The following is a 15,225-nucleotide window of genomic DNA, read 5'->3' on the forward strand; positions in this document are numbered from 1 at the left end:
TACCCGAAAGGAAGGTCCATGTTCCGCGTCCTGCTTGTTCAAATGCCGTTTGCCGACATCAACCGTCCGTCGATCGGTATCAGCCTTCTGAAGGCGGGGCTGGCCCGTGTCGGCATCGCCTGCGACATCGCCTATCTCAACCTGGATTTCGCCAGGCATATCGGCGTCGAAAACTACGGCCACATCGACCGGTTCAATGGCGCCCCGCAACTTGGCGAATGGCTTTTCGCCGAGGCTCTGTGCGGTCCCGGCCTGCCCGACGTCGCGACCTACTACAATGAGGTTTTGCGACCGGCGATGGCCGAGCCCTTCGGCCGAAGTGCAGCGTTCATGGCCGATCAGACCGAGGACCTGGAAATGGTCGCCGGCCTGACACGCCTTCGCCGACAGGCCGCCGATTTCCTGGACGAATGCCTGAACGCCTTCGATTGGGGGCGGTACGACATCGTCGGCTTCACATCGACCTTCCAACAGAACACGCCGTCGCTCAGCCTCGCCCGGCTGGTCAAGAGCCGACACCCCGGCGTGCTCACCGCGCTCGGAGGCGCGAACTGCGAAGGCAAGATGGGTGTGGCCATGCACCGTCTTTTTCCCTTCATCGACATCGTCTGCTCAGGCGAAGGCGACAAGAGCTTCGTAACGTTCGCGGCCAGCCTCGCGGCCGGCGAAGTACCCCCCACCATCAACGGCATCATCCGCCGCGTGGACGGTGAAACGCTGGTTCCGCCGGCGCTTGCCAATCCGGTCCAGGACATGGACTGGCTGCCCGTCCCCGACTACCGCGATTTTTTCGACACGCGTCTCAAGCTGGCCGGAGCGGCGGATGATTTGACCGTTCCAATCGAGTCCTCCCGCGGATGCTGGTGGGGCGAGACCGCGCACTGCACTTTCTGCGGCCTCAACGGCGGCACCATGGCCTTCAGGACGAAATCCGCGGATCGGTTTCTCGGGGAACTGACGGATCTGGTTGGCCACTACGGGATTCGCAATTTCGCATCCGTCGATAACATCATCGACATGCGATATTTCCAGTCCGTGCTGCCGAGGCTGGCGAAAAGCGATCTCGGCGTGACGCTGTTCTACGAGACCAAGGCCAACCTCAACCGGTCGCACGTTCGCTTGCTGAGGCAATCCGGCGTGACACAGATCCAGCCTGGCATCGAGAGCCTGAGCACCGCCACCCTCAATCTCATGCGCAAGGGCGTGCACGCCTACCAGAACATCCGGCTCCTGCGCCTGTGCGCGGAGTATCTCGTGCATCCCAGCTGGAACATCCTTGGCGGGTTTCCCGGCGAAGATCCGGACGAATACCGTCGTCAGGCCGACCTGACGGAACTCATCGTCCATCTGACGCCGCCGATCTATGTCGGCTGTGTTCGGCTCGACCGCTTCAGCCCGCTCTTCGAGCACGCGACGGAAATGGGCGTCGGCAGCGTCCGCCCGATGGCGGCCTACCGCTACATCTATCCGTTTGCACAGAACGAGCTCACCAATCTGGTCTACTTTTTCGACTTCGACTATCGCGATGGCGAGATGCCCGAAATCTACCTAAGCGATTTGCGAGACGCGGTCGGTCGCTGGAAGGCGTTGAATGCCCACGACGCGCTGGTCTATCTCGACGACGGCAAGAAGATCATCATCGCCGACCGTCGGCCCGTGTCGGTCGAGAAGCGGATCGTGCTGGCCGGCCTCGATCGCGAGGTCTATCATCTTTGCGAGGATGGCGCGTCGCTCGCCGCGATCGCCCGCTCGCTGACCGCAGCCGGTCGAGCCGCATCCGAAGCTTCCCTCCACCGTATTGTCGAGAAGCTCGTCGGCCTGCGCATCGTGATCTATCTCGATGATCGGTATTTGGCGCTCGCCGTCGACGGAAGCCCGCGCATCGAAATGCTGGCGGATTGCCTCGCCGCGGGCAACGAACCGCCTGCCGACGTCGCAAAGTCCGTGCGCAAGCTGTTCGATGAACTCCCCGATGTGTTCGGACGCCGCCTGATTCACCACCTGGAGCGGAACGCCTCGAAGGAACCTGTCCATGCGTAACGGCTCCTGGGACCTGCCGCGGCTGCTTGCCCCGTTTCGCACGCAATCCTTCTACGACGGTCACTGGGAAACCGATGCGTTGCGCGTCGCGGGCCGGGATACAGACTATTACGCGTCCCTGTTTGGGATGTCCGACATCGACGCGCTTCTGGCCTTCACGGCCGGAGGCAATGCACGTCTCGTCCAGTGGCGCGATGGGCGCGTCATTTCGAAGGCACTGCCACTAACGGGTGATGGCGTGCCGAACATGTACATGATCTATCGGTCTTACCATGACGAGGGCTATTCGCTGAGCGTCGACCGTCTCGATCTGCGCTGGAAGCAGGTCTCGGCCCTCTGCAAGGAACTGGAGAGCAAGCTGCACTACCCGGTGGCAGCCAATCTCTACATGACGCCACCCGGAGCACAGGCATTTCCGGTGCATTTCGATACGCACGATGTATTCGTGCTGCAGCTGGCAGGCTCCAAGAGATGGCGGATCTACGGTACGCCCGTTGTCCTTCCTCTCGCGGATACTCCCTCGGCCCTCTCGCCAGGCGAAGCAGGAGAACCACGGGACCCCATCGATCTTGTCGCAGGCGATCTGCTCTACCTGCCCCGCGGCCTGGCGCACGAGGCGCAGACGCTCGGCGAAGCCTCGCTGCACCTGACGATCGGTGTCCATGTCTTTCGTTGGGCGGATGTGCTTTCGGAAGCGCTGACGATGGCGACGCGGAAAGACAGCCGCTTCCGGCAGGCGCTGCCGCCGGGATTCCTGGATCGTGATGCGGGGGACTTTCGCGAACCGTTCAAGGCTCTTCTGTCGGTTTTTGCGGAAATGGCCGATTGCGAGAGCTCGATCTGGCGGGTGGGGCAGCGGCTTCTGACCAATGGCCAGCCTCAACCGGACGGTCATTTCACCACGCTGGAGCAACTGCCGCAGCTGAACCTGAACAGCCTTGTCGCCCAGCGCGCGGGGATGATGTGCAAGGTGACCTCGAGCGGAGGCTCCGCGGCGATCCACTATCCCGGAAATGTGGTCTCGGGGCCTGCGGCCATACAGCCCGCACTTCAGTTCATCGCCGCTACCCCGAAATTCGCGGTCCGCGACCTGCCGGATTGTCTGGCAGACACCGACAAGGTGGTGCTCGCCCAGCGCCTCGTTCGCGAGGGACTGCTGACGATCGTTCGCCTTGGTGCGGCAGAGGCGGCGAATGGAAGGGTGACGCCCTCCCGGCGGAGCCGTCAGGCCGCCAACCGTGCGTGACGTGCGCCCCTTCGCGGCGCCGACAGAGACGGTGGAGCAAGCCGTTTTCAGTTTGTATTAACCATGTTCCGCTTTTGCAACCGGGCTCAATCCCGCCGCAACCCCTGCGTTTGCCTGTTCCTGTAATGTTCTTGATTTGACCGGCAATCTGTGATTGTCTTCCACTGGGGCCCACGTTCCGGGCCAATCGCAGGGGTTGCGGCCCTTATTTGGGGTGGGGAAATGGTGGCGCGGGTTCGCACGGTCGCTTTCCAGGGCATCGAGGCCGTGCCGGTCGACGTGCAGGTGATGATCGCGCCGGGCAAGGTCGGCATGCAGATCGTCGGCCTGCCCGACAAGGCGGTGGCCGAAAGCCGCGAGCGGGTGCAGGCGGCGCTGCATGCGTCCGGCCTGTCGATGCCGTCGAAGAAGGTGACGGTCAATCTCGCGCCCGCCGACCTGCCCAAGGAAGGCAGCCACTACGATCTGCCGATCGCGCTGGGCCTGATGGCCGCGCTTGGCGCCATTCCGGGCGACATGCTGGCCGGCTATGTCGTGCTTGGCGAACTCTCGCTCGACGGCACGATCGCGGCCGTCGCCGGCGCCTTGCCGGCGGCGATCGGCGCCAATGCCGAGGGCAAGGGCCTGATCTGCCCGTTCGCCTGCGGGCCGGAGGCGGCCTGGGCCGGCAAGGACTTCGACATTCTGGCGCCGCGCAGCCTGATCGCCATCGCCAATCATTTCCGTGGCACGCAGGTGTTGTCGCGCCCCGAAGCCGGCATCCATGCCGCGGCGCGCGACCTGCCCGACCTTGCCGACATCAAGGGCCAGGAGACCGCCAAGCGGGCGCTGGAAGTGGCGGCGGCCGGTGGCCACAATCTGCTGATGGTCGGTCCGCCAGGCTCCGGCAAATCGATGCTGGCGCAGCGGCTGCCGTCGATCCTGCCGCCGCTGGCGCCGAAGGAATTGCTCGAGGTCTCGATGATCGCCTCGGTGGCGGGCGAGCTCGGCGAAGGCAAGCTGACCGACCGGCGCCCCTTCCGCGCCCCGCACCATTCGGCCTCGATGGCGGCGATGGTCGGCGGCGGGTTGCGCGCGCGGCCGGGCGAGGTGTCGCTGGCGCATCACGGCGTGCTGTTCCTCGACGAATTCCCCGAATTCACGCCGCAGACGCTGGATGCACTGCGCCAGCCGCTGGAAACCGGCGACTGCATGATCGCGCGTGCCAACCACCGCGTCACCTATCCGGCGCGGATCCAGCTGGTGGCGGCGATGAATCCGTGCCGCTGCGGCATGGCCGGCGAACCAGGCTATCGCTGCCTGCGCGGCGAACGCTGCCGCACCGACTATCAAGCGCGCATTTCCGGTCCGCTGCTCGACCGCATTGACCTGCGGATCGAAGTGCCGGCGGTCTCGGCCAGCGACCTGATAAGGCCGGACCGGGCGGAGAAGAGTGCTGATGTGGCGCTGCGCGTGGCACGTGCCCGCACCTTGCAGCGCGAGCGTTTCGAGCGGCTCGGCGTGACCAGCGCCACCACCAACGCCCATTGCGCGCCTTCCGTGATCGAAGACATCGCCATGCCCGATACCGCTGGCCTGTCGCTGCTCAAGGACGCCAGCGAGAAGCTCGCCTTCTCGGCGCGGGCCTACCATCGCGTGCTGAAAGTGGCGCGCACTCTGGCCGATCTCGACGCCAGCGAAACCGTCGGACGCATCCATCTGGCCGAGGCGATCTCCTATCGCATGAGTTCGGAGTGCGTGGCGCAGGCGGCGTAGTCGAAGGGCATTGGCAGCTTCGCCCGGTCCGTTTCTCCGCGCCGATCCTCTTTTGCCCGGATCAAACGGTCGCGGGGATCAACTTCTGAAGCGTCGGCGTCAGGATCATGCCGAAGGTCAAGACATCGCCATAAGCGCGCGCGGAAAGCATTGCGCCATGCACGGTTGCCATGAAGGCCTCGGCCTCGACGCGAGGCGAAGCGGAAATTGTCAGCGTGCCTTTTTCGGCGCCGCGTTCGATGACGCCGGTCAGCCATCCCGAGAGGAACTGAAAATACGCCCGCACTTCCACGGCAACCTCCGCCGGAAGGGCCGGCAGCTCGCTGGCAAGCAGCGCGCAGACGCAGAACGGCATGCTCGCATCCTCGATGCACCGGGCCCAGATGCCGGCATAGGTTCGCAGCAACTCAGGCGACTCGGGGACGTCGCGCTCAAGCCCTCCCAGACCCGTGACGGCCTCCTCGAGGTAACGTTTGAGCAAGGTCTGCACGAGGTCGACCTTGCTGGGGAAATGGTGATGGATGCTGGCTTTGCGGATGCCGATCACTTCGGCGATATCGGCGTAGCTGAAGCCATTGTATCCGCCGGCGATGATGAAGGTTCGCGCTGCGGCTAGGATCTCATCGGCAGTGTTTGAAGGCTTGCTCATAAACGTACCTGCCTTTCCGCAAGGGGACTTTAACTTGCGACCCGCGGCGACTTGCGAAGGACGTCGCTGACCGACAGCCATAGAGCGGACACGAGGAAGTAGAAGGCGCCGAACGCGGCATAGGGCGCAACATTGGTGATGCCAATGATCTCCGTGCCGCCGGCCATCTTGATGAAGAAGACACCTGCCAGCGCGGATTGGGCGCCGCTCAGTATCATCGCCCATTGCGCGCCGTTGGTTTTCCAGCGGCGCACTGCGGTCAAGAGTTGCAAGATGCCGGAAAAAGCGGCCCAGACGCCATAGACCGAGAGCACCCCGTTCATGCTGTGACCAAGCGCGATGGCGACCGCAATCGCGGTGATGATGCTGACGGCGAAGTTGAGCAGCTGCGATTTGTTGCGACCGAGCCCGCCGCTACGCTTGGCGTCGATGTAGTTCGCGAGCGCGTCCCATGCGGGGTAGGCAACCAGCATAGCGGCAGCGAGCGGCGGGCTGCTCTTCGCGACGGTGAAAGCCGCCGCAACCCAGGCCGCCGATACGGCAAACCGCAGATAATAGTAGCTTCTGAGCCATGCGTTTGATGATGCGGCGCGGCTCTGGTCATTCATTTGTCCAGGCATGATGGGATCTCTCGTTTCGATTGTCTACCAACTAGTAGGTAGACATCTGATCGTCAAGGCGCCAAGAACCGGTTCGCCAGTCAATCGACATCGCATTTATGTGATCGGTGGCTTGATCTCGTGACGCCGGTTCGCTGTCTAACCAATCGCAGCGCCGCCCCTCATCCGCCTGCCGGCACCTTCTCCCTGTATAGTGACGGGGAGAAGGGAGCTACTGCGCCCTCGGCGCTCTTCCTGCGACGTGGGTGATTGGCGAAATCGGCGATAGCAGCGTCTTTCTCCCCGTCACTATACGGGGAGTTGAGAGGCGGTCCGCGAGGCGGACGAAAGTCAATTGCTTGGCTTTTCGAGCGACGAACGCCCGGCGGGGTAATGAGGGGCAGCGCGGATCGACGATACCCAATCGACCCGCTGCATCAGGTCATTTCAACGCAAATCCGCTTAGCCCTGCTGCGCCTTCAGTTCCTGCCTCCGCGCGTGCAGCACCGGCTCCGTATAGCCGTTGGGCTGGCTGGTGCCCTTGAACACCAGGTCGCAGGCGGCCTGGAAGGCGATGGAATTGTCGAAATCCGGCGCCATCGGCCGGTAGAGCGGATCGCCGACATTCTGGCGGTCGACGATGGCCGCCATGCGCTGCAGGGAATCGCGCACCTGGATTTCCGAGCAGACCTTGTGGCGCAGCCAGTTGGCGATGTGCTGCGAGGAGATGCGCAGCGTGGCGCGGTCTTCCATCAGGCCGACATCGTTGATGTCGGGCACCTTGGAGCAGCCGACGCCCTGGTCGATCCAGCGCACGACATAGCCCAGTATCCCTTGCGCGTTGTTGTCGAGTTCGCGCTGGATTTCGTCCGGCGTCCAGTTCGGCCGCACGGCCACCGGCACCGAGAGGATGTCGTCGAGCTTGGCCTTCGGCCGGCTCTTCAGCGCCGCCTGCACGGCATGCACATCGACCTTGTGATAGTGCGTGGCATGCAGCGTCGCCGCTGTCGGCGACGGCACCCAGGCGGTGTTGGCGCCGGCCTTGGGATGGGCGATCTTCTGTTCCAGCATCGCCGCCATCAGATCCGGCATCGCCCACATGCCCTTGCCGATCTGGGCGTGGCCGGCCAGCCCGCATTCGAGCCCGGTGTCGACATTCCAGGCCTCGTAGGCGGAAATCCAGGCGGCCTGCTTCATGTCGCCCTTGCGGATCATCGGCCCGGCTTCCATCGAGGTGTGGATCTCGTCGCCGGTGCGGTCGAGGAAGCCGGTGTTGATGAACACGACGCGCTCCTTCGCGGCGCGGATCGCTTCCTTGAGGTTGACGGTGGTGCGCCGCTCCTCGTCCATGATGCCCATCTTGATGGTGTTTTTGGCCATGCCGAGCAGCGCCTCGACGCGGTCGAAAATCTCGACGGCGAAAGCGACTTCCTCCGGCCCGTGCATCTTGGGCTTCACGACATACATCGAGCCGGCGCGGGAATTGGCGCGTCGGCCCTTCGCACCGACATCGTGCAGCGCAATCAGCGCCGTCAGCGCGGCGTCCATGATGCCTTCCGGCACCTCGTTGCCGTCGCGGTCCAGGATCGCCGGATTGGTCATCAGGTGGCCGACATTCCTGACCAGCATCAGCGAGCGGCCGGGCAAGGTGAGCGTGCCGCCGGCGGGCGCGGTGTAGACGCGGTCGGGATTGAGCTTGCGGACGAAGCTCTTGCCGCCCTTGACGATCTCTTCGGCCAGATCGCCCTTCATCAGGCCGAGCCAGTTGCGGTAGATGACGACCTTGTCCTCGGCATCCACCGCCGCGACCGAATCCTCGCAGTCCTGGATGGTGGTCAGCGCCGATTCCAGGATGACGTCGGCAATCCCCGCCGGATCGGTGCGGCCGATCTGGTTGGCGCGGTCGATGACGATCTCGATATGCAGGCCGTTTTTCACCAAAAGCACGGCATCGGGGTTGGCGGCATCGCCGCGATAGCCGACGAACTGCCTGGGGTCGGCCAGCGTGGTGCCGCCGGCGCCGGCGCCAAGCTTCAGCGCGCCATGCGCCACCGACAGGCCGTTGACCCCAGCCCATTTGCCGGAGGTGAGCGGCACCGACTGGTCGAGGAAATCCTTGGCCCAGGCGATGACCTTGGCGCCGCGCGCCGGATTGAAACCCTTGCCCTTTTCGGCGCCGCCGGACTCGGGAATGGCATCGGTGCCGTAGAGCGCGTCGTAGAGCGAACCCCAGCGCGCATTGGCGGCGTTGAGCGCATAGCGTGCATTCATCACCGGGACGACCAGCTGCGGCCCGGCGACGACGGCGATTTCCGGATCGACGTTGTCGGTCGACACGCTGAAGGCCGGCCCTTCAGGGATGAGATAGCCGATCTCCCTGAGGAAGTCCTTGTAGGCCTCCATGTCGACGGGCGCGCCATTGTCGCGATACCAGCCGTCGAGCTTCTCCTGCATGGCGTCGCGTTTTGCGAGCAGCGCCCGGTTCTTCGGAGCGAGGTCGTGGACGATGGCGGAGAAGCCGGCCCAGAACGCATCGGAGGCGATGCCGGTACCGGGCAAGGCCTCTCCAGCCACGAACTCATGCAGCGCGCGGGCAATCCGCAATCCGGCGATCTCGATGCGATCGGTCATCAGGCTACTCCAGATGAAAGGCTTTGCGGGGCGTTTGGCATGTTGAGGTTGCAGGGTCAATTCAGCTTAGGGTGAAGGTGGGGCATTTTGGCAAGTTGGCGACGCTGCCAATCTCCCCCCTCGAGGGGGAGATGGCCGGCAGGCCAGAGGGGGTCGCCGGACATAAGGCGCCAGCCTCTTCTGTTCAAAGGGAAGGTCGCGTCCCGTCGAACCAACCCCCCTCTGTCGCCTTCGGCGACATCTCCCCCTCAAGGGGGGAGATCAGCCGCTACACCGCGATTCGCGGCCGTCCCGAGGCCACCGCCACGACATGCGCCTCGATGAACATGCGCTGGGCTTCGACCGTGGAGACCTTGAACTCGGTCGCGACGTCGATCTCGGCGCTGTCGGTGCCGGCATCCCGGGCGCGCTCGGCGACGATCGCCCGCACATCGGCCTCGGCGGCCGCGATCGCCGCCGCCTCGTCGAGGAAATCGCGCACTGTTTCTCCGGATGCGAGACGGAACAGCCCTTCCTTGGGCTGGCTGACCCGCGCTTCGGCCGAAACCCTGACCTGACCGACGACGGCGCCGAGCGCGTTGGCGACATCGGTGTCTTCGGGCACCACGCAGTCGTTGCCAACCAGCGGCGCCAGGCCGGCATAGTGCAGCGGCGCGGAAGCGCCGAGGCCTATGACCGGGCGGTCGAGCGCAACGCTGAGGCGGGCGATCCCTGGATGGGCGTCGACGGCGCGCTGCACCAGCGCATGTGCCACGGTCGCGGCGCCGTCGAGCCCGTCCTCGGCGAAGGCGGTTTCCAGGATGTATTCGGCCGACCAGCGTGTCAGCGTCACCAGCACGCGCTCCGAGATCACTTCCGGCGACGCGGCGATCGGCTGGCCGCGGCCATCGCGCCTGCGGGCGAACAGTTCGGCGCCGAGGCGGGCGGTGGCGGCATCCCAGTTGGCCTGCTTGCCCAGTACATGTGCGGCGTCCGACGGGGTGAAGCCGCAGATATGCACCAGGCCGCGCGAGACCAGCCGGTTCAGAGTGGCGTTCTGGGCGTTCGACGACAGCAGCCTGTCGAGGGCAAGCGGGGTCGCGCCGATCGCCTCGTAGAGCCGCGCTTCCGGAGCGGTGAGCCCCGCGGCGAGCCTGTCCGGCACGCCGGTGCGCACCGCGAAACGGCCGTCCATGCGGCCGGGATTGGGCGAACGCAGCTGGCGTTCGAGTTCCGATCGGACGGCGTCGCCATGCGCCATGCCGGCCAGCGCCAACGGCACCAGGCGGCGCGGCCCGAGCAGGATTTTCGGATTGAGCGCGCCGTCCTCCAGCGCCACTTCGGAATCGCCGCCAAGGCCGAAAGTGCGCATGGCGACCGCCTCGACCATGGTGCGGAAACCGCCGACGGTGGCGCCCTCGGGATCAAGCCGCGGCCGGCCCTGGTCGAGCACCGCGACGTCGGTGGTGGTGCCGCCAATGTCGGAGACCACGGCATTGTCGAGCCCGGTCATGTGACGGGCGCCGACGAGGCTGGCGGCCGGGCCGGACAAAATGGTCTCGATCGGCCGCTGGCGGGCGAACGCCGCCGAGACCAGCGCGCCGTCGCCGCGCACCACCATCAGCGGGGCGGCGATGTTGCGGGCTTGCAGAAACCCTTCGGTCGCGGCCACCAGCCGGTCGATCATCGAGATCAGCCTGGCGTTGAGCAGTGTGGTCAGCGCCCGGCGCGGGCCGCCGAGCTTGGCCGACAGTTCGTGGCTCGCGGTGACCGGCAGGCCGGTCTTCTCGCGGATCAACTCGCGGGTGGCGACCTCATGCGCCGGATTGCGGGTGGCGAAATAGGCGCAGACGGCAAAGCCGGACACCGAGGCGCCGAGTTCCGGCAGGGCCTCTTCCAGCCCGGACAGATCGAGCTTGGCGGCATTGCCGTGGACATCATGGCCGCCCGGGCAAAACACCACCGGATCGGTGCCGAGTGCGGTCTTCAGCCCGTCGCGAGCGAGATCCGCTTCGGAAAAGCCGATCATGACGAGCGCGACGCGGCCGCCCTGGCCTTCGACCAGCGCATTGGTGGCAAGCGTCGTCGACATGGAGACCAGCTTGATCGCGGCCGGATCGGTGCCGGACTTTTCGAGCACCGCGTCGACCGCGCCGGAAATGCCGACGGCAAGATCATGCCTCGTGGTCAGCGCCTTGGCCTTGGCCAGCACCTTGCCCTTGTTCGGCCCCTGCTGCGGGCCCTCGGTTTCCGACCACAGCACGGCGTCAGTATAGGTGCCGCCGGTGTCGATGCCGAGGAAGAGGGGTTTTGGCTTGGCGGTCATGGCTGATGGGGGTCCGATTTATCTGCCCCAGCCCATTAGCCGATACGGGCGGGCCGATAAAGCCGCGAGCGCTGGGCCACCGAAGGAGAGGGTGGTGCGATGGAGGGTTTTATCGAGATGCCGGCGCGAGGCCCCCCTCTCTGTCCTGCCGGACATCTCCCCCTTAAGGGGGAGATTGGCTGTATGGACGCCGGCGCCCGTCCTGCGGTGTTGGCGATTGGCGAAACCCTAGGATGCATCTGATCTCCCCCCTTGAGGGGGAGATGCCCGGCAGGGCAGAGAGGGGCGCCTCGCACCAACTTCTCCGATTGGCTACCCCACAAACCCCACCCGCTTATGCGATCCGTCACAAAACGGCTTGTTGGCAGAGTGGCCGCAGCGGCAGAGGAAGGTGCGTTGGGTGCGGTCGATCGTGTGGCCGGTGCCGGTGACGATCTCGACATTGCCTTCGAGCTTGAGCGGGCCGTTGGTGGTCGGCGTCACTTTCAGCGGGCCATTCCTCGCGTCGAGCGCCGGCGCATCCTTCAGCGCCGGTTCGCCGGTGGCGGTGAAGCCTGATTTGCCGTGGCTGCCGTCGCAGAACGGCTTGTTTTCCGACGCGCCGCAGCGGCAGAGCGTGGCGCGATAGAAGGTTTCGCCGTCGAGCACGATCTCGGCGTGCACGGCGAGCGGGCCGTTTTCGCGCAACCGCGCGGTGTTGACCACCGGCGGCTGTTCCTGCGGCCCGCCATCCTTCCTGACATAGGTGATGGCGCCGGATGGGCAGCTTTCGGCGATGGCGACGATCTTTTCGACGCTGGCCGCGTCGGGATGGATCCATTGTCCCGGCGCGTTGGGCACGAAGACATGCGGGTCGCCGAGCACGCAATTGCGCGAATGGATGCAGCGCTTGCCGGCAAAGCCGACGTCGATCTTCTCACCCTCGACCGGGCCTGCCATTGCCGTGCTCCTCTTGCCTGGAGCGCGTCGCGGCTACAGACGCGGCGCGCTTTGGGTATCGGCACAGGCTATCGCTCCCATGGGGGAGACCGTCAAGCTGGCAAACCGGTCAGGGGACGAGATTGATCTCCTCGGTCTCGCCGCCGCTGCAGGTGTAGCAGCAATCCTCGCATTTTTCCTTGTTGCCGGGGCCGACGCCCCAATAAGTGCCCTCGTCGCCATCGACCCAGGCGCCGTAGCAGATCGATTCGCCTTCGTTGCAGGAGATCGGCAGCGACTTGGTTTCGCCATCGTCGAGGTAGAAGTCCTTGCCGTTGCCCGGCCAGACATAGTCGCGGTCCTGGCTGTAGAGCTCAAGGCGCATGGCGTTGGGATGGCTGTTCTTGACGGAAWAGGTGACGTCGCCGGCATGGGCTGATGATGCAAACAGGACGGCGAACGAAAACGCGGCGGTAAGCCGGCGCGCTGGTATGAAAGACATGGAAACCCCCGATGAAGAATCGGCCCCCACGGCCGATCGGGGATCATGCCATGACGGGGGCCGGCGCTAAAGAGGGATGACGACAATCCCTGATATAATCGCACGCGCAGACCGGCCAACCGGTGTCATTGCACTCGTCGTCTATCGTTGCCAGAAAGGCAGCTTGGCGATCTCTTCATCGACCTCACGTCTGGTCAGGCCGATATCGTCGATCAGATGCGGATTGACTTCCAACATCCGCTTGAGATCCCAGCGAAAGCGTGTCTGCCGACGCCATGTGGCGATGGCGTTTTGCAGGCTCGCGAGGCTATAGCGCCGGCGCGATGCCTGCCCCGCGCACGTTCCCAGCCGCACTGTCTGATGCGGGGCCGATGCAAGAATATTGGTCATGGCAACCTCCATGTGGTTTGGCGCCCATGGGTTTGAGAATGGGCAGCCCTTGTTCTGAAAGTGGTTGAATTCTGCAGGATATGGAGGGCGCCGTAATTAAGCCCTCCCAAATAGTTCCCAAAAGTTCCAAATGGACCTTAACTCTTTGTTTTGGCATCATTCCCGGAGAACGTGCCGTTCGCTTTTTCCCGGCAAACCGCCTCACACATTTCCCGGAATTGCTCTATAGATGCGCGTATGCAGGGATCACGCTTTGCCTTTGGTCCGTTCGTGCTTGATCCGGGTGCGGGAACGCTGCTTCGGAACGACGATCCCGTTGCCGTCGGCTATCGCGGGCTGAAGCTGCTTGCCGCACTGGTCGAACGGCCCGGCGAAATCCTCGAAAAAGCCGAGCTGATGGACGCGGCGTGGCCGGGGACAGCGGTCGAGGAAGGCAACCTCACCGTCCAGATCGCGCAGCTGCGCAAGCTGCTTGGGCCGCCCGCCGATGGCGGCGAATGGATATCGACGGTGCCACGCGTCGGCTACCGCTTCACCGGCGCCATCGAACAGCTCGATCGGACGAAGCGCAAACCCTTGCCGCTGCCCGACAAACCATCGATCGCGGTGCTGCCCTTCGTCAATCTCAGCAACGACCCCGAGCAGGAGGCCTTCGCCGACGGGCTGACCGAGGATTTGATCACCGACCTGTCCAGGGCCCCGGGCCTGTTCGTCATCGCGCGCAACTCGACCTTTGCCTACAAGGGCAAGGCGATGGACGTGCGGGCGATCGCCGAGGAGCTTGGCGTGCGCTACCTGCTGGAGGGCAGCGCCAGGCGCGCCGCGGGGCGCGTGCGCATCAACGCACAGCTGGTCGACGCCAAGAGCGGCGAGCATCTGTGGGCCGAACGCTTCGATCGCGGCCTGGACGATATCTTCGCCGTTCAGGACGAGGCCACGGCGAAGATCGTCGAGGCGCTGCTCGGCCGGCTGCGCGCGGCGCCGCCGCGCAACCGGCCGACAAATCTCGAGGCCTACGATCTGTGCGTGCGGGCGCGCAAGCTGATCGACGAATCCCCGCAGACGGCGCGGGAAGCGCATCTGTTGCTGACGCGCGCGGTGTCCCTCGATCCAGACTATGCCGAGGCTCATCGCTGGCTTGCCATGAACCACTGGATGGGATGGGTGCATTGGGGCGAGCCGGTCGAACCCAACCGCCGCATCGCGCTGGAACTGGCGCGCAAGGCCGTGGCGATCGATCCCAACGATGCCGGCTGCCGCTGGGTGCTCGGCAATCTGCTGGCCTACGAGCACAGCTTCGAAGAGTCGGATGCCGAATTCGCCAAGGCGTTCGAACTCGACCCGAACGAGGCCGACGCCTGGGCGACATTGTCCGACATCGCGGTGCTGGCCGGAAAGGTCGAGGAAGGCCTCGAGCACATCCGCAAGGCGTTCCGGCTCAATCCCTATCCGGCAAGCTGGTACTATCTGACGCTCGGCGAGGCGCAATATGCGGCGCGCGATTACGAAGCAGCCGTCGAGACCCTGCGCCGGGAGGAAACCTACCGGACGAGCTCACGCCGTTTCCTGGCGGCAAGCCTGGCGCAACTCGGCCGGCTCGACGAGGCGCGCGCCGAAGTCGAAATGTTCCTCATCGGCAACCCGCATTTCACCACCAGCCACTGGGTCTGGACGGAGCCTTTCCGCGACGACGCGATGCGCGATCATTTCGTCGATGGTTTTCGCAAGGCCGGTCTTCCGGATTAACGTGACCTCCTGCGCGGAGGCGCGCCAATCACGGCACCAGATCGATGGTCTCGGTCGTGTGTTCGACGCAGATGAAGCAGCAGGTGTCGCAAGGCTGGTCGTTGTCAGGCCCGACGCCGGCGGATATCCGGTCATTGCCGTCGACCCAGGCGCCATAGCAGATGCGCTCTCCGGAATTGCAGGACAGCGGCACCGATTTCTGCGAATTCGGGTCGATCAGGAACACCTTGCCGTTGCCCGGCCAGACCGTCTCGCGGTCGCGGCTGAACAGCTCGACCGCAACTGCTTCCTTGCGCAGGTTCTTGACGAAGAAGGCCATGTCGGCAGCCTGGGCCGCACTGGAGCAGACGAGCGCCGCGAGCACGGCCATACGAAACAGCGTCACGGTCGGGTCCCCCGAATCACCGCCGCAGAATCGCATGGCCGCCCATGCCTGTCGCCCGC

General features: G+C 64.8%; 12 protein-coding genes. 4 read left to right on the plus strand and 8 right to left on the minus strand.

The genetic code is table 11. The features are described 5' to 3' along the window. Positions 1 to 18 precede the first annotated feature (18 nt). The 3 genes from AC1DPX_RS04225 to AC1DPX_RS04235 all read left to right on the plus strand — a co-directional run bounded on the left by AC1DPX_RS04225 (position 19) and on the right by AC1DPX_RS04235 (position 5,041). Positions 19 to 2,040, plus strand: a complete 2,022-nt coding sequence (locus tag AC1DPX_RS04225) for a RiPP maturation radical SAM C-methyltransferase (protein ID WP_477234790.1) — start codon at positions 19 to 21, stop codon at positions 2,038 to 2,040. Beyond that, entirely contained in the window at positions 2,033 to 3,286 is a 1,254-nt protein-coding gene (locus tag AC1DPX_RS04230) for a cupin domain-containing protein (protein WP_477234792.1), read from the plus strand. The genes AC1DPX_RS04225 and AC1DPX_RS04230 overlap by 8 nt, the downstream gene beginning before the upstream one ends. A gap of 222 nt (positions 3,287 to 3,508) precedes the next feature. Further along, positions 3,509 to 5,041, plus strand: a complete 1,533-nt coding sequence (locus tag AC1DPX_RS04235; protein ID WP_477234794.1) for a YifB family Mg chelatase-like AAA ATPase — start codon at positions 3,509 to 3,511, stop codon at positions 5,039 to 5,041. Positions 5,042 to 5,102: 61 nt separating this feature from the next. Here the strand turns inward: AC1DPX_RS04235 and AC1DPX_RS04240 are convergent, their stop codons facing one another. The 7 genes from AC1DPX_RS04240 to AC1DPX_RS04270 form a co-directional block, all read right to left on the minus strand. Beyond that, positions 5,103 to 5,690 carry a TetR/AcrR family transcriptional regulator gene (locus tag AC1DPX_RS04240; RefSeq protein WP_477234796.1) on the minus strand — a complete coding sequence of 196 codons (588 nt, stop codon included), beginning with the start codon at positions 5,688 to 5,690 and terminating at the stop codon, positions 5,103 to 5,105. 29 nt (positions 5,691 to 5,719) lie between these two features. After that, positions 5,720 to 6,310 (minus strand): DUF308 domain-containing protein, encoded by a 591-nt coding sequence (locus AC1DPX_RS04245; RefSeq protein WP_477234798.1) that lies wholly within the window; start codon positions 6,308 to 6,310, stop codon positions 5,720 to 5,722. A 441-nt stretch (positions 6,311 to 6,751) separates the two neighbouring features. Next, the gene (locus AC1DPX_RS04250; protein ID WP_477234800.1) at positions 6,752 to 8,920 is read right to left on the minus strand and encodes a malate synthase G; all 2,169 of its coding nucleotides are present in this window, start codon (positions 8,918 to 8,920) and stop codon (positions 6,752 to 6,754) included. Between the two features lie 268 nt (positions 8,921 to 9,188). Beyond that, positions 9,189 to 11,225, minus strand: coding sequence for a hydantoinase/oxoprolinase N-terminal domain-containing protein (locus tag AC1DPX_RS04255; protein WP_477234801.1), 2,037 nt, complete (start codon positions 11,223 to 11,225; stop codon positions 9,189 to 9,191). A gap of 312 nt (positions 11,226 to 11,537) precedes the next feature. Then, positions 11,538 to 12,164 carry a CDGSH iron-sulfur domain-containing protein gene (locus tag AC1DPX_RS04260; protein ID WP_477234803.1) on the minus strand — a complete coding sequence of 209 codons (627 nt, stop codon included), beginning with the start codon at positions 12,162 to 12,164 and terminating at the stop codon, positions 11,538 to 11,540. A 109-nt stretch (positions 12,165 to 12,273) separates the two neighbouring features. Then, positions 12,274 to 12,645 carry a hypothetical protein gene (locus tag AC1DPX_RS04265; RefSeq protein WP_477234805.1) on the minus strand — a complete coding sequence of 124 codons (372 nt, stop codon included), beginning with the start codon at positions 12,643 to 12,645 and terminating at the stop codon, positions 12,274 to 12,276. 141 nt (positions 12,646 to 12,786) lie between these two features. Next, positions 12,787 to 13,035 (minus strand): DUF1127 domain-containing protein, encoded by a 249-nt coding sequence (locus tag AC1DPX_RS04270; protein WP_477234807.1) that lies wholly within the window; start codon positions 13,033 to 13,035, stop codon positions 12,787 to 12,789. Positions 13,036 to 13,272: 237 nt separating this feature from the next. Between AC1DPX_RS04270 and AC1DPX_RS04275 the strand changes: the two genes are divergently transcribed. Further along, on the plus strand, positions 13,273 to 14,781 hold the full coding sequence (locus tag AC1DPX_RS04275; protein ID WP_202356971.1) for a winged helix-turn-helix domain-containing tetratricopeptide repeat protein: 1,509 nt from the start codon (positions 13,273 to 13,275) through the stop codon (positions 14,779 to 14,781). Between the two features lie 28 nt (positions 14,782 to 14,809). Here the strand turns inward: AC1DPX_RS04275 and AC1DPX_RS04280 are convergent, their stop codons facing one another. Further along, positions 14,810 to 15,166, minus strand: a complete 357-nt coding sequence (locus AC1DPX_RS04280) for a hypothetical protein (RefSeq protein WP_202356972.1) — start codon at positions 15,164 to 15,166, stop codon at positions 14,810 to 14,812. Positions 15,167 to 15,225: the final 59 nt, after the last annotated feature.

It is taken from the genome of Mesorhizobium sp. 01N446, assembly GCF_056399285.1.

Coding starts and splice junctions, on each gene's coding strand:
- AC1DPX_RS04235 (WP_477234794.1), top strand. CDS start 3,509: ATGGTGGCGCGGGTTCGCACGGTCGCTTTCCAGGGCATCGAGGCCGTG.
- AC1DPX_RS04255 (WP_477234801.1), bottom strand. CDS start 11,225: ATGACCGCCAAGCCAAAACCCCTCTTCCTCGGCATCGACACCGGCGGC.
- AC1DPX_RS04245 (WP_477234798.1), bottom strand. CDS start 6,310: ATGCCTGGACAAATGAATGACCAGAGCCGCGCCGCATCATCAAACGCA.
- AC1DPX_RS04275 (WP_202356971.1), top strand. CDS start 13,273: ATGCAGGGATCACGCTTTGCCTTTGGTCCGTTCGTGCTTGATCCGGGT.
- AC1DPX_RS04270 (WP_477234807.1), bottom strand. CDS start 13,035: ATGACCAATATTCTTGCATCGGCCCCGCATCAGACAGTGCGGCTGGGA.
- AC1DPX_RS04225 (WP_477234790.1), top strand. CDS start 19: ATGTTCCGCGTCCTGCTTGTTCAAATGCCGTTTGCCGACATCAACCGT.
- AC1DPX_RS04250 (WP_477234800.1), bottom strand. CDS start 8,920: ATGACCGATCGCATCGAGATCGCCGGATTGCGGATTGCCCGCGCGCTG.
- AC1DPX_RS04230 (WP_477234792.1), top strand. CDS start 2,033: ATGCGTAACGGCTCCTGGGACCTGCCGCGGCTGCTTGCCCCGTTTCGC.
- AC1DPX_RS04260 (WP_477234803.1), bottom strand. CDS start 12,164: ATGGCAGGCCCGGTCGAGGGTGAGAAGATCGACGTCGGCTTTGCCGGC.
- AC1DPX_RS04240 (WP_477234796.1), bottom strand. CDS start 5,690: ATGAGCAAGCCTTCAAACACTGCCGATGAGATCCTAGCCGCAGCGCGA.